Annotated in this window: 14 protein-coding genes and 2 tRNA genes; 11 read left to right on the top strand and 5 right to left on the bottom strand. The window is 69.4% G+C overall.

Annotation, left to right across the window (positions count from 1 at the left end; genetic code table 11):
- The gene (locus ACA514_RS28570) at nt 1-408 is read right to left on the bottom strand and encodes a PaaI family thioesterase (RefSeq protein WP_375044333.1); all 408 of its coding nucleotides are present in this window, start codon (nt 406-408) and stop codon (nt 1-3) included.
- 24 nt (nt 409-432) lie between these two features.
- Between ACA514_RS28570 and ACA514_RS28565 the strand changes: the two genes are divergently transcribed.
- From ACA514_RS28565 to ACA514_RS28545, 5 genes are all read left to right on the top strand, one after another.
- Nucleotides 433-1719 carry a cytochrome P450 gene (locus tag ACA514_RS28565; RefSeq protein WP_375044332.1) on the top strand — a complete coding sequence of 429 codons (1287 nt, stop codon included), beginning with the start codon at nt 433-435 and terminating at the stop codon, nt 1717-1719.
- Between the two features lie 43 nt (nt 1720-1762).
- Nucleotides 1763-1838: transfer RNA gene (locus ACA514_RS28560), tRNA-Lys, on the top strand.
- A 536-nt stretch (nt 1839-2374) separates the two neighbouring features.
- The gene (locus ACA514_RS28555; protein WP_375044331.1) at nt 2375-2815 is read left to right on the top strand and encodes a hypothetical protein; all 441 of its coding nucleotides are present in this window, start codon (nt 2375-2377) and stop codon (nt 2813-2815) included.
- A gap of 220 nt (nt 2816-3035) precedes the next feature.
- Nucleotides 3036-4007, top strand: a complete 972-nt coding sequence (rsgA, locus tag ACA514_RS28550) for a ribosome small subunit-dependent GTPase A (protein WP_375044330.1) — start codon at nt 3036-3038, stop codon at nt 4005-4007.
- A complete protein-coding gene (locus ACA514_RS28545) occupies nt 4004-4771 on the top strand; it encodes an SAM-dependent methyltransferase (protein WP_375044329.1) in 768 nt (255 codons plus the stop codon). The genes rsgA and ACA514_RS28545 overlap by 4 nt, the downstream gene beginning before the upstream one ends.
- A gap of 953 nt (nt 4772-5724) precedes the next feature.
- Here the strand turns inward: ACA514_RS28545 and ACA514_RS28540 are convergent.
- Nucleotides 5725-6486: a hypothetical protein gene (locus tag ACA514_RS28540; RefSeq protein ID WP_375044328.1), complete on the bottom strand. Its 762-nt coding sequence runs from the start codon at nt 6484-6486 to the stop codon at nt 5725-5727.
- A 267-nt stretch (nt 6487-6753) separates the two neighbouring features.
- Here ACA514_RS28540 and ACA514_RS28535 point away from each other — a divergent pair, with 267 nt between their 5' ends.
- Nucleotides 6754-6927, top strand: a complete 174-nt coding sequence (locus tag ACA514_RS28535) for a hypothetical protein (RefSeq protein WP_375044327.1) — start codon at nt 6754-6756, stop codon at nt 6925-6927.
- Between the two features lie 364 nt (nt 6928-7291).
- A tRNA-Lys gene (locus ACA514_RS28530) sits at nt 7292-7365 on the top strand.
- A 396-nt stretch (nt 7366-7761) separates the two neighbouring features.
- Here the strand turns inward: ACA514_RS28530 and ACA514_RS28525 are convergent.
- On the bottom strand, nt 7762-8349 hold the full coding sequence (locus ACA514_RS28525; protein WP_375044326.1) for a sigma-70 family RNA polymerase sigma factor: 588 nt from the start codon (nt 8347-8349) through the stop codon (nt 7762-7764).
- A 125-nt stretch (nt 8350-8474) separates the two neighbouring features.
- On the opposite strand from ACA514_RS28525, the gene ACA514_RS28520 reads away from it, so the two are divergent.
- A complete protein-coding gene (locus tag ACA514_RS28520; protein WP_375044325.1) occupies nt 8475-8876 on the top strand; it encodes a nuclear transport factor 2 family protein in 402 nt (133 codons plus the stop codon).
- Nucleotides 8877-9049: 173 nt separating this feature from the next.
- Here ACA514_RS28520 and ACA514_RS28515 read toward each other — a convergent pair whose 3' ends face one another.
- Nucleotides 9050-9295, bottom strand: coding sequence for a hypothetical protein (locus ACA514_RS28515; RefSeq protein ID WP_375044324.1), 246 nt, complete (start codon nt 9293-9295; stop codon nt 9050-9052).
- Here ACA514_RS28515 and ACA514_RS28510 point away from each other — a divergent pair.
- The 3 genes from ACA514_RS28510 (at nt 9288) to ACA514_RS28500 (ending at nt 11491) form a co-directional block, all read left to right on the top strand.
- Entirely contained in the window at nt 9288-10031 is a 744-nt protein-coding gene (locus ACA514_RS28510; protein WP_375044323.1) for a CPBP family intramembrane glutamic endopeptidase, read from the top strand. The genes ACA514_RS28515 and ACA514_RS28510 overlap by 8 nt on opposite strands.
- Nucleotides 10032-10284: 253 nt before the next feature.
- Nucleotides 10285-10902 carry an RNA polymerase sigma factor gene (locus ACA514_RS28505; RefSeq protein WP_375044397.1) on the top strand — a complete coding sequence of 206 codons (618 nt, stop codon included), beginning with the start codon at nt 10285-10287 and terminating at the stop codon, nt 10900-10902.
- Nucleotides 10903-10912: 10 nt separating this feature from the next.
- The gene (locus tag ACA514_RS28500; protein ID WP_375044322.1) at nt 10913-11491 is read left to right on the top strand and encodes a hypothetical protein; all 579 of its coding nucleotides are present in this window, start codon (nt 10913-10915) and stop codon (nt 11489-11491) included.
- Between the two features lie 902 nt (nt 11492-12393).
- Here ACA514_RS28500 and ACA514_RS28495 read toward each other — a convergent pair.
- Nucleotides 12394-13287 (bottom strand): LysR family transcriptional regulator, encoded by an 894-nt coding sequence (locus tag ACA514_RS28495; RefSeq protein ID WP_375044321.1) that lies wholly within the window; start codon nt 13285-13287, stop codon nt 12394-12396.
- Nucleotides 13288-13314: the final 27 nt, after the last annotated feature.

Below are 13314 nucleotides of genomic sequence, written 5' to 3'. Positions count from 1 at the left end.
TCACCCGATGATCGCGTACACGGCGCTCGCCTGCGCGACCGTGGCGGCGCCGGCCGCCATCACGATGTCGGCGAACGCCAGCGTCCGCCCCAACTTGCCCAGCGTCACCGTCACCAGCACGTCCGTCCCCATAACGGGACGCATGAACGACGTGCTCAGCTGAACCGTCGTCATGGGAACGAACCCGCCCTTGGCGCCCGCCACAGCGATGACAACGGCGGTGTCGGCGGCCGCCATCAAAGCCTGCCCCGACATGGCGCCGCCCTCACGCGCCAACCGCTCCGACCACGGCAACCGCAGCACTGCGGTGCCGTCCCCCACCTCCTCTACAACGAGCCCCAGGTCCAGCACCCAGGGCGCGAAGTTGTCACGAAGGATCCCGGCAGCGTCCTCAGGCTTCACCGTCACACCGCCATGATGCACGCTGTGGGCATGCACGAGGAGATCTTCCAGCCCGCCACCTATGCCGCCGGAGTCCCCTACGACGCCTTCCGGAAACTGCGCGCGGAATCACCCGTCGCCTGGGTCCCGGAACCCGCCGTCGGCTCCTGGCCCGCAGGCAGCGGCTACTGGGCGGTCTTCTCCCACGCCGACGTGAAGCACGTCCTGCGCTCCCCCGGCCTCTTCTCGTCCAACCTCGGCGCCACCCAGATCCGCGACCCCGACACGCCCGAAGACCTGGCGTTCGTCCGCGCGATGATGCTCAACCAGGACCCACCCGACCACTCCCGCCTGCGCCGCATCGTCGCAGCGGCCTTTACGCCCCGCGCAATACGCGCTCTAGAGCAGACCATCGACCAACGAGCACGCGCCCTCATCGCCTCGGCCCTGCATAAGGAAACCGACTTCGTCGAGTTGGCCGCAGACCTCCCCGTGTGGACGCTCGCCCACATCATGGGCGTCCCCGACAGCGACCGCCGACTCCTGTACGACTGGGCGTCCCGCGTCATCGGCTACCAAGACGACGAGTACGCCGGTCTCTCCACGGCCGACACCGCCAACATGAGCGCGATGGCCCAGAAGGCCATGCAGTACCGCCCCACCTCGTTCGTCCACCCGGACGGCCGCCCCGTCAACCCGCGCTCCTACGCCGCCCTCGCGGACATGTTCGCCTACGCCCACGCACTGGCGGCCGTCAAGAAGCAGAACCCGTCGGACGACATCATGTCCCGCATGCTCGAAGGCGGACTCACCCCGCACGAGTTCGAGAACATGTTCTTCCTGTTCGCCGTCGCGGGCAACGAAACGCTTCGCAACGGCATCCCGGGCGGCCTCCTTACCCTCCTCGACCACCCCGCCGAACTCGCCCGCCTCCGCGCCGACCCGTCCCTGCTCCCCTCCGCCGTCGAGGAGATGCTCCGCTACTGGCCGCCCGTCATGGACTTCCGCCGCACCGCCACCACCGACCTCACCCTCTCCGGCCGCGACATCAAGGCCGGCCAGAAGGTCGTCGTCTACCACGCGTCCGCCAACCGCGACGAGACCGTCTTCCCCGACCCGGACCGCTTCGACGTCACCCGCAGCCCCAACGACCACGTCAGCTTCGGCTTCGGCCCCCACTTCTGCCTCGGCGCCCACCTGGCCCGCACCCAGATGCGCGCGATCTTCCGCGAACTGCTCCCCCACCGCATCGACCGCACCGGTCCCCCCGCCCGCCTGGCCTCCAACTTCCAGAACGGCCTCAAACACCTCCCCGTCCGACTCACCCCCACCCGGTAACCCCGTCGCGAACCCCTCCCCCCTCTCGGTACGCTTGCTGGACGGGTCGCTAGCTCAATTGGCAGAGCTCCGGACTTTTAATCCGTAGGTTGTGGGTTCGAGTCCCACGCGACCCACCACCCCTGACCAGGGCAAACGCGAGTTTGTCCGGTTTGCCCGCCGCCCGGCATGCCCCACTTTGCTCCTCTGGCTGCTCGGCGGCTCGATCCGGGGCCTGCATCCGCCCTGGCAGTGCCTCGAAACCGCGTACTCTTCTCCCGCTCAAGCCGGTCATGTCGCCCGCAGACCCCGCGGCCAGTGCCGCCCGGTCTTTCAGCAGCTCGCTTCCTCGGGAGCGAATCCGAAGGCTCGCTCCTGCGCCGGAGGCCCCGTTCGCATCGACGAGGCGCCATACGAGATCAATCTCAGTGGGGCCCAACGCTGCCAGGCTTCGCGCCGCACTGCATCCCTTCATGGGAAGCGGCCGTCGCCTCAGGACGCTCAGGGGTGGCAAGAGGTCCGGGAGCAGTGGCGCCAACACCAGGACGGGCGTTCAGGCGATATCCGTGCTTGGGCGAACGAGCACGTGTGCGTGCCGGAAACTCGGCCATAGCCGTTGAGCTGGGGTTTCACGGTTCGCCGGACGCGATCACCCGGAGCGTTCAGCATCGGGGTTGTGGCTCTTCGGTTCCTGTATCTGGCCGTCATCCGGCTCGCCGGGTGGCTTGTTCTCCTTGGCCGGTCCGACCGGTCGAAGGACATCGAGATCCTGCTGCTGCGCCACCAGTTGGCGGTGCAGCGACAGACCTCCCAGCCTCGTTTCTCATGGGCCGACCGTGCGCTGATCTCAACTCTGGCCCGGCTGCTGCCCCTCGCCGGGACGAATCGGGATGCTCATCACGCCCGGCACACTGCTGCGCTGGCACGCCAACCTGGTGAAACGACACGTTTGTCGTCGGCCACGACCGCATCGACGTTCACGGCGGGTGATACGGTAGTTGCAGCAGCGACAATTCGGTTCGCTTATGGAGATGAAGGAGGTGAGTTGATGACTGTCGTGGAGACCACCGCTGTGCGCGGTGCCCGGACCATCCTCACTTCCCGGGTCTCGTCCTGACCTTCGCCTGCCTTCCTCCCTCCTAGGGAGTGCTCTGGGCACGCCTGCCGTCCGGCGGGGCCCCCTTTCAAGGGTCTCCACGTTGTTTTATCAACGCACTTCACACGGATCTTCTCTCTCTTCTCCTGCGCGCGTTCTGACGCTGGCCGACTACGGCTGGGACGCCGAACGTGAGCGTTCCTTCGCCCCGTCGCGGGCCGCCGGACTGGTTCCGGGCCGCGTGGTGCGGGCCGAGCGCGGCGCGTGCGACGTCGTCGCCGAGACCGGGCCCGTCCGCGCAGCGGCCGTCCCGGACACCGGTGACCGGCTGAGGCCGTGCACCGGTGACTGGGTGGCCGTCCGGCCGGCCACCGCGGCCGCCTCCGCCACCGTGGTGGAGGTACTGGAGCGCCGGACCGCCGTGGTCCGCTCCACCGCCTCGCGCACATCCCAAGCCCAGGTGCTGGCCGCGAACGTCGACACCGTGGCGGTGGCCGTCTCCCTCGCCGATCCGCTCAAGCTCGGGCGGATCGAGCGGATGCTCGCCCTGGCCTGGGACAGCGGCGCCACACCCGTGGTGGTGCTCACCAAGGCCGACCGGTCCACCGACCCCACCTGGGCGGCCGCCGAAGTGGCCGCGGTGGCCCCGGGCACGCAGGTGCTGGTCACCAGTGCCGCCACCGGCGAGGGCCTGGACGTCCTCACTGCGGTCCTGTCGGGCACGGTCGTCCTGCTCGGGCCCTCGGGAACGGGCAAATCCACCCTCGGCAACCGCCTGCTGGGCGAGGACCGCCTGGCCACCGGCGCGGTGCGCGACGGGGACGGCAAGGGCCGGCACACCACCGCCTGGCGGGAGCTGGTGCCGCTGCCCCACGGCGGGGTCCTGCTCGACACCCCAGGCCTGCGCGGCGTGGGCCTGCACGATGCCGACGAGGGCCTGGACCAGGCCTTCGCCGAAATCATCGAACTGTCCGGGGACTGCCGCTTCGCCGACTGCGCCCACGCCACCGAACCGGGCTGCGCGGTGCTGGCGGCCGTCGAGGACGGCCACCTCACCCGGCGGCGCCTGGACAGCTACCACCGGCTGCAGCGCGAGAACACCCACGCCGGCTCCCGCACCGACGCGCGGCTGCGCGCCGAGCTGGAGCGGCCGAAGAAGCAGATCGCGCGCCAGGTGCGCGCCCTCAAGCAGTCCCCGAACTTCAAGGCATGACGGAAAGGAACCAGGTCATGGACCTTCCCCGCATCTTCACCATCCGCGAGAGCAGCCACCGAATCCACAACCCGCTGACCGCGGACAAGTTCGCCGCCCTGGGCGAATCCCTCCGCCTTCCCGCTGGGACCCGGGTGCTCGACCTGGCCAGCGGCTCGGGCGAGATGCTGTGCACCTGGGCACGTGACCTGGGCTTCACGGGTACCGGGGTCGACATCAGCACGCTCTTCACCACCCAGGCCCGCGCCCGCGCCGCCGAACTCGGCGTCGCCGACCGGGTCGAGTTCCTTCACGGCGACGCCGCCGGCCATGTCGCCGACCAGCCGGTCGATCTGGCCGCCTGTGTCGGCGCCACCTGGATCGGCAACGGCGTCGCCGGAACGACCGAGCTGCTCCAGCGCAGCCTCCGCCCCGCAGGAATGATGCTGATCGGCGAGCCGTACTGGCGGCAGACCCCGTCGGACGAGGAGACCGCCAAGGCGTGCCACGCCACCGCCATCGCCGACTTCCTGGAACTCCCGGAACTGATCGAGCAGTTCCAGGAACTCGGGTACGACGTGGTGGAAATGATGCTGGCCGACCAGAACAGCTGGGACCGCTACGCCGCGGCCCAGTGGCTCACCATGCGCCGCTGGCTCGACCAGAACCCCGACGACGAACTCGCCCCCGAAGTACGGGAAGAACTCACCACCGAACCCGCCCGCTACGCGCGCTCCACGCGTGAGTACCTCGGCTGGGGAGTCTTCGCCCTCATGAAGCGCTGACAACCCCGTCCCGTGCGGGGCCCAGACCTCATCCCAGACCTCATCCCAGGCCCCGCACGGGACACTCCATCACCCCGGCCGACCACGTCGGCGAAGGCGTCGGGATGGTCGGCGGCGTGCGCGGCCAGCCACGTCGTGAACGCCCGGCAGTTGCGCCGGTAGGCCCGCACAGTGTGCGGGGACAGTGCGGCCCGGTCCAGGTGCCGCTCGACGTCGGCCAGGGCGCGTTCGGCGGTCGCAGCCAGCTCGGCGCCGAGCCTGGGCTCGGGCGCCGACTCGGCCGCTGCCGGTGCGCCGCCGGGATGCCGGATGGTGCCCCGGCTGGCGGCGCGGCCGCCGCCGGCGGGGCGGAGCGGCACGACGGTCCGCCGGTCGTCGTCCGGGCTGTTACCGGCCATCGCTCGCTCCCCGTTGTTATCCGCTGAGTTTCTTCCCCGCTGCGGCGGGGCCGGGGAGAACGTTATCCGCTGAGTCCGACGGTCGGCTCAGCGGATAAGGCTCATTATCCGCTGAGCCGGACCGCGGGGGGAGGTTGACCCTGCCGAAAACCTCGTCCGCACAGGTCAAGCGGCATGTTCGTACCCGTTGAGGGTTTCGCCCAGATGGTGGGTTCTTCGGACGTTCAGGTCGGCGATCTCGTCGGGTTCGGTGATCGGTGGAGGCAGTGGCTTCAACGGGCGGGCAATGGCGATGCCCTGGTGAGGCCGATGCTGGTTGTAGAAGGTCTCGAACTCGCGGAGTGCATGGAGCAGGTGCCGATCGTTCCAGATCAGAGTGCGGTCGAGGAGCTCACGGCGGTGCGTTTACCGAAAACTCCACCCATACCGGCCAGAAAGGGCCGCCGACGAGCACATCCGTCTCTTTACGCCGTATCACCTCATCGACGTGGGCGACACGCCGCCATGACCGCCGCGGCACGGCCCTGGCGCCGCCACCGCTCCCCGGACCTGACGTCAGATCCCGACGGCCCCCTTGGACAGATCAACTACGTTCCTGGGCGCCGCGACCTGGACGGGGACGTCGTAGGTGAAGTTCATCTCGCCGCTGCCGGAGGAATCGCCCCCGCCGAGCCGCAGCGGATAGTGCGGCTCCTGCGCGGAGATCCACAGCAGGGCCTCGGAGTCGTCCTTCAGGGTGACCGCGGGCTTGCCGTCGAGGGCGACGTCGGCCCCCCGGGTGACCGGCCCGTCCGGGTCGAGGATCTTCGCCCACCCCGCGGGCGCGACGAAGACCGAGAACCGCAGCGCCATCCGCGCGTTGCCGAGCACCCACCGGTTCCCGACCCGGTTGGCGAGCGCGGGACCGCCGGCCTTCAGCCACAGGTCGCGGCCGCGGAAGTAGCTCCGGGACCCGATCTTGATGATCTGCACCGTCACGCTGCTGCCCTTTACCGGCATGGTCAGCACGCCCTTGGCCCGGGTGCCGTCGGTGACCAGGTCGATCTTGGTGGTCTCGCCGTCGCTGGACATGACCCCCGCGACCCGAAGCGACTTGGCGCCGCGCAGCGCGGTCTGCGCCTCCTGCAGGATCTGGTCCGGGTTCTTGCCCGCGAACGCGCCGGCACTCGGCGACGCCGCGGCGGGCGCCCCCGAGGCGCCCCTGGACGCCCCCCGGTCCTTCTCGGACCCGCAGGCCGCGGCGCTCAGCAGCAGCGCGGACACCGCGACGGTCGCGGCGATCCGCGGCAGGCGGGGGGACGGACGTGAGGTCATCATGCTCTCCATCATCGAAAGGGGGAACCGTGCAAATTAGCGCAATCTCCACCTCTCGAGCATCCGGGTTTCCCGCCCGCGCGGAAAACCCGCCGCGCCTCAAGCGGCGCGAGCACCCCAAACAGCGCCCCCACACCCCGCGGCGCCACGCGCCGGGCATCTCCCCGTGGGAGGTCGACCTCGCCGGCCGGCGACGTGACCGGCACCGGCACGTCGTAGGTGACGTCGATGCCGCCGGCCGGCCTCCCGCGGGGCCAGGTGTCCAGGTCGATGGGGGTAGTCGAGGACCACGCGGTCGGCGGGCAGGACGATCTCGCGGCACAGCTCCATGACGCGGGCGCCGAAGCGCAGTCGGCGGGTGATGGCCACGACCGGGACGCCCCCTCAGCCGTCGCGCCAAAACTTGACCAGGCGCGGTCCACGATTACCGCATCGTCGTTCTGAACCGCGCCGGGTCTGATGGAGGCTCGATTCCTTGAGCGGATCGAGTCATGGCACGTCCGTCCCCCTACCCTCCTGAGCTTCGTGAGCGTGCGGTGCGCATGGTCACCAAGGTGCGTCCGAACTACCCGAATGAGTGGTCGGCGATGAAGGCCGTCGCGGCGAATCGGGGGTCAAGACTGTGCTTGCCGAAAACTACGTCCGCGCAGGTCAAGTGGGGCCACCGACGAGGAAGCCACAATCGCCAACGGCGGCCCCTGTCGGCTCGTTGTCGGCTCGGCGGTTCCGAAACGGATCGGCACACGACGGCATGGAGCAACACAAGGATGGGGCTTCATACGGACAGGTCGACACAGAGCGACACAGGGGGTGCCGACCTGATACGAGGGCTCCGGACTTTTAATCCGTAGGTTGTGGGTTCGAGTCCCACGCGACCCACCACCCCTGACCCCGCCCGGGATGCCCCACTTCGTTCCCCTGATGGCTCGGCGGCTCGATCCGGGCCTCCAACCACCCCACCCAAGCCCGAGAGGCGCTACCTGTAGGCCCCCACAAGCCGGGGCACATCGCCCGCAGCGACCGGCAGCCGAGCGGACCAGAGCAGGGAACCCCGGACTCCTGCGGACGCGAATCCGCAGCCCTGCATCAGCTACTCCGCTGCCCCCCTGCCAACTCAGCGAGCCATCGAGGCCGGCGAGATCACCCGTTCGGGTCACCACCACACCTGTCGTTGATCAAGGATGTCGCTCGTGGTTCGAGCCCGTCCGCACGGCATGCACCTCGCTTATCGAGAGCCTGGAGCTCTGGCATGCAGGCCGGAGCCGTGCGGATCAGCGCTCAGGCTGAGGCGCATGCCCTGCCGTAGCCGGCCAGGTCACCGCCGAGGGCGGCCGCGGCCAGGAAGCGTTCGGTGGTCGCCCGGTGATCGCCCGGCGTGGGCCGGAACCGCGGGCGGCGCGCTCGGACATGCCGCCGGGCCCGGTACGCCATCTGCTGGACCGCCCTTTCGGTACGTCCGACGATGACCGCGATCTCCGCGTGCGAGAAGCCGAACACGTCGTGCAGCAGGAACACCGCGCGCTCTGTCGGAGCCAGGGTTTCCATGACGACCAACAAGCCCGCCGCCACCTCGTCGCCCGGTCGCTGCCCGGTGGACGGGCCGGCCGGTGGCTCGTCCGGCCGATCCTGGTCGGCTTGTACTTCCCGGCGCGCCCGTATCCTGCGAAGCTCGTCGATCGCCTGGCGGGTCACCAGCCGGAACAGGTACGCGCCGGGGTCGTTGACCGAGCGGTGGTCCACTCGGCTCCAGCGAAGCCATGCCTCTTGCAGGACATCGTCGGCATCTGCCCGGTTACCGAGCATCCGGTACGCCGCTGCCGAAAGCGGGGCCCGGTGCCTTTCGAATAGCTCGCCCGCCGCGTCCATCGCACCTCCCGTACAAGACCTCATCAACAAGACGATCCAGGGGACGCCGACGTCACGCGTGACGTCGGCGGACCCGCATCCGTCTCACCAGGTGGATACCGACCACCGGACCCGAAGGGCACGACATGACATCGCCAGTACTCACCGACCAGAACCGGCTGCTCGTCCTGGAGGCCGTCTCCCGATTCGGCGCGGGCGACATTGCCGGCTTCACTGAACTGCTGGGCGAGGATTTCGTATCGCATAACCCGCGCGTGGCGCATGACCCCGCGACCCAGTCGGGGCGCCGAGCGTTCGCGGACTTCTTGAGCGGACCCGGCAGCGCGCACCTGCGGGACGCGACCGTGGCGGCCAAGCACGTGCTCGCCGACGACGACCTGGTCGCCGTGCACACCCATGTGGCCACCCCGCAGGGCGACCTCGCCACCGTCGACCTCTTCCGCCTCGACGCGGGCAAGATCGTCGAGCACTGGGACGTCGTTCAACCGGTCCCCGAACAGGTGCTCCACCCGCACGGAATGTTCTGACCGATCACGGTGTCCCAGCGCTCATCCAGCTCGCTCTGAGTCACTGGTCATCATGACCAGACTCGCTGGTTGGCCACGCCGACTCCTTCATGGGGTGGGGCTCCTTTCGTCGTTCACCGGGCGGTTTACCGGACGCCCAAGTTCGCGGCTGGTCGCCGGCCACGCGTTCCTTGTCAGAGGACGACGAAGGTCAGGTTGAGTGCGGGGATGACGGTGCGCAGGGCCGCGACGGTCTGGGAGCGGTCGCCGCCGCCGTCGTGGCACAGCAGGATGTCGCCCGGCTTAGCCTTTTCGAGGTTCGCGGTGATGTGCGGGATCCCGGGGCGGGCCCTGCTGCGACCAGGCCCCTCTTCTCGTGCGACGATCGTCGCCGTGGCCGAAGCAGTCCCTCCGTCGCTTCCTGGACGCCGGGTGCTCACCCGTGAGGTGTGGCTGGTGTTCGCGCTCTCGCTGGGCGCCTCAGGGGTGTCGGCTCTCATCTCCTTCCTTGGCTCGGTGACCGCCGGCAAGGCCCTGAACGACCAGGCGGCGTCGCTGGTCACCGACGCCGCGCCCGGACGTCCCTGGCTGGGCCTGGCCTGGCAACTGTTCTCGCTGGCGACCGCGCTGGTGCCGGTCGCGCTGGTCGCCCATCTGATGGGCCGCGGCGGCGAACCGCTGGGGCCGACGCTGGGCGCCGGGTGGGTCCCCCGCGGTACGGATGTGCTGCGCGGCGCCGGGGTGGCGGCCGTTATCGGCGGATCCGGGCTCGGCCTCTACCTGGCCGCGCGGGGCGTGGGGGCGAACCTGACCGTCGTCCCCTCGACGCTGGGGGACGTGTGGTGGCGGATCCCGGTGCTGGTGCTGTCGGCGGTCCAGAACGCGGTGCTCGAAGAGGTCATCGTGCTGGGCTACCTGCTGCATCGCCTCGACCAGCTGGGCTGGTCCCCGTGGAAGGCCGATGCGGCGAGTGCGGTCGTGCGCGGCAGCTATCACCTCTACCAGGGCCTGGGCGGCCTGGCGGGCAACATGGTGATGGGCTTGATCTTCGCCCGGCTGTACCGCCGCTGGGGCCGGGTGATGCCGCTGCTGGTCGCGCACGCCCTGATCGACATCGTGGCGTTCATCGGTTCGGTGGCGCTGGCGGGGAAGGTCTCCTGGCTGCCCAAGCCGTGACTTCCGACGAGCGGCTCAGGTGGTCGCCGTGTGGGCGCGAAGGCGCTCGCCGCGGTCAAGTAGGCCAGTCGCAAGAACGCAGCCGCCCATCATCCCGTGGTGACCGCCTTGCCGCCGCCTGTTCGCAACTGAAGGCGAGAGGGCAGCAAGTCGGTCGGCGCTGACGGTGTATCCCGCCGGCTGTGTTTACAGGTGAGGTGACCTGCGGCGGTAACGTCTTCGGCGGCGGCGACCACTTATGGTTGTGAGACGAATAAAACGGGAACCGGCCACAGAGCGGTCGCAGGACGGACGTCATACAGCCGATCCCGACCCGAGGCTGTGCGGCACCGACTCTACCGCTTTCACCGCCTTCTACCTGCGACATGTGGATGACGTACTGCATTTCGTGGTACGTCGTGTAGCCGACCCGCACCTAGCCGCGGACCTGACGGCTGACGTCTTCGTCGCGGTCATCGAGTCCGCGGATTCCTACCGCGGCGGTGCCGGCGGTCCACGGGCCTGGCTTTATGGCATCGCGCGGAATGTCATCGCCTCTCATGCTCGCCGGGCTTCCAGGCAACGGGATACCGAGGCCAAAGTGGCCGGCCGACGGCTACTCGACGCGGACGACATCGGCCATCTCGAAGAACGCATCGACGCGGCAGAAGGGGCCCGCCGCGTTTACATGGAGATGGCCGCCCTGCACGTCGGCGAACGCGCCGTGCTGGAGTTGATCGCGGTCGATGGCCTCACAGTGACAGAGGCCGCCGCGGCATTGGGCATCCGGCCGGTCACGGCCCGGGTACGCCTGTACCGCGCCCGACGCGCCCTGCAGGCGGCCGTCCAGACCTGCGACGCCGATCCCACCACTCCCATCGCACTGGTCTGAGGAGAAACTCATGCCCACACCCACCGCACCGCCACCTCTCACCGGGTTCAAAGAACGCCTCCTGACAGAGCTCACTCCCTTGATCGCCGAGCAGACGCAGCCGACCGAGCCGAGAGCGGCGGCCAGATGGCGCAGGCCGGCACGAATCGCAGTCGCCGCCGTCGCGGTGACCAGCCTTTGCGCTGCGGTCCCGGCGACCATCGACTCGGTGACAGGCGAACCCGCCTACGCGGTGGTGCGCCACCCCGACGGATCCATCACCCTCACCTTCAACGACATCGACCACCTGCGGGGGCTCCGGCAGAAGCTCTCCGACTACGGGGTGCGCAACCTCGTACTCGTCCGGAACTTTCCCAAGTCCGGCGCCGAACCCTGCGACAACGACAACATCGTGCCCGCTCCCGGATTCATCGACCAATCCGCCTCTTCAGGTTCGAAGGCGGTCGCCGTGATCCATCCCGACAAGCAACCCGCCGGCTCCACGCTCGTGTTCAACATCATCCGCACCTCCAAGGACGGTTGGATGATGGGCATCAACGTTCAAAAGCCACCGAACACAGCCCTCTGCGCCATTCTTGAAGCCGGATGACCCGGCGCACCGCGATAGGAGCCCTCCCGGGGGACTGTCCGCACAGTCGAGAGTCACAGTCCCAACTCACGAACGTCCGATCTAGGGACAACTTCGCCGCCGCGCAGAGAGGTATTCATTGCAGCATCTGCTAAGGGGACGAAGTGAGGTTACTGCGACTGCAGACACCTCACGCCGGTCTCCAAGGTGAGCGTGGTGTTCGCTGCGGTGGGGCCATGGGTGCTGGCGGAGGGACGGGAGTTCCGGCAGATCGCGCTGCGGAGCACGGCGCGGCCGGACCACGCCGCTGCGGTGTACGCCGGGATCCGCGAGGCGACGTTCTACCGCTGGATGGCCCGCGGCCGCGCCGCCCAAGATGCCCTCGACGCCCGGGAGCCCGTGGCCGCCGAGGAGCTCTTCCGCGAGTTCTGCGAGGCCGTCACGCGCGCGCACGGGCGGCATGCCAACGTGACGCGGGTCGACCGGGCCGCCGAGGGCGGGCACGTGGTGCGCCGGCGGACCCGGCGCTACCGCGACCCCGCCACCGGCCACCTCGTGGAGGAGGACGTCGCGCCGCCGGACTGGCCGACGGCCGCCTGGGGGCTGGAACGCCGCCACCCCGACGAGTTCGCCCGGCCCTCTCAGCTGCAGGTGTCCGGCCTGGACAGCGGACCGGTCGATCACGACAGTGGCCCGCCTCCGCTCCACCGCCGTCACCGCCGCCGCAACCGCCGCTCTGCTCGCAGCGCTGGTTGGAGTTGTGTGGACACTGGGTCCGAGGCGCAGGTCAGGTGGGGGTCCGGGCGTTCGTGGGTGGTCTCCGGCTCGGCCCGCGCGGCTCACCGGCCCGAAGCCTGCCTTGATCTTGTGTCCCGGGCCGGCCGAAGTGCAGCTCCTCGGCCGACGTCAGGAAGATCCCGGTGTCACGCGGTTCCGTGCTCAGCGTCCCGGGCCGCCTGGACGAAGCTGCGGATGAGGTCGTTCTCTGCCGCCGTACGCCAGGCGAGCACCCAGGAGACCGGTGGGGCGTCCAGTATGGGCAGGTAGACGAGGTTGGGCCAGGGATAGAAGGCCGCGGCCTCGGCGACTCCCGCGGCCACGGCCTGGCCTGCGCCGACGGTCTTGAGCAGGTCGTCCCAGTTGGTGACCAGGGGCCCGCGCGCGATCGGCCGGCCTGCGGGGGTGCGGAAGGGCTGGAAGAACTCTTCCATGTACGCCGGGATCGGCGAGGCATGGGCGGGGAAGGTCAGGTCGCCGAAGTCTTCCCGGCACACCGACTCGCGGGCGGCGTAGGGATGACCGGCCGAGACGATGAGCACCTGCGAGGAGGTGTGGGTGACGGGGCCGACGGTCAGGTCGGGCTCGCGCAGCGGGAGCCAGAGGGTGCCCACGTCGATCTCGCCGGAGCGGAGCAAGGCCAGCGGATCGACCGTGTTGATGTCGCGGTGGAGCAGCCGGACGGCTGGATGCCTGGCCTGGAACAACATGACGATGGGGTCGATCTTCCACGCGTTGGCGCCGCCCATGGAACCCACCCGCAGCGTGCCGCTGATGCCGCGGGCCGTGGCGGAGACGGCTTCGATGCCGTCCATGATCTGCCGGTATCCCGCGCTGAGCTCGCGATACAGCTGCTGTCCTGCTGCCGTCAGCCGTACCGAGCGGCTGGTCCGCTCGAAGAGCGGGACACCGAGCCGGCGCTCCTGCTTCTTGATCGCCTGGGTGACCCGGGCCGGGGAGACGCACAGCCGTTCGGCGGTCCGGCCGAAGTGCAGCTCCTCGGCCAGCGTCAGGAAGATCTCGATGTCACGTAGCTCCACGACCCTCCCGCGGCGTTAACTCGTGGG

The organism is Actinomadura sp. NTSP31 (assembly GCF_041951385.1).
Taxonomy (GTDB): domain Bacteria; phylum Actinomycetota; class Actinomycetes; order Streptosporangiales; family Streptosporangiaceae; genus Spirillospora; species Spirillospora napierensis.
Note: the sequence above shows the minus strand (reverse complement) of the source record. Positions and strands in the feature narration are given on the sequence as shown.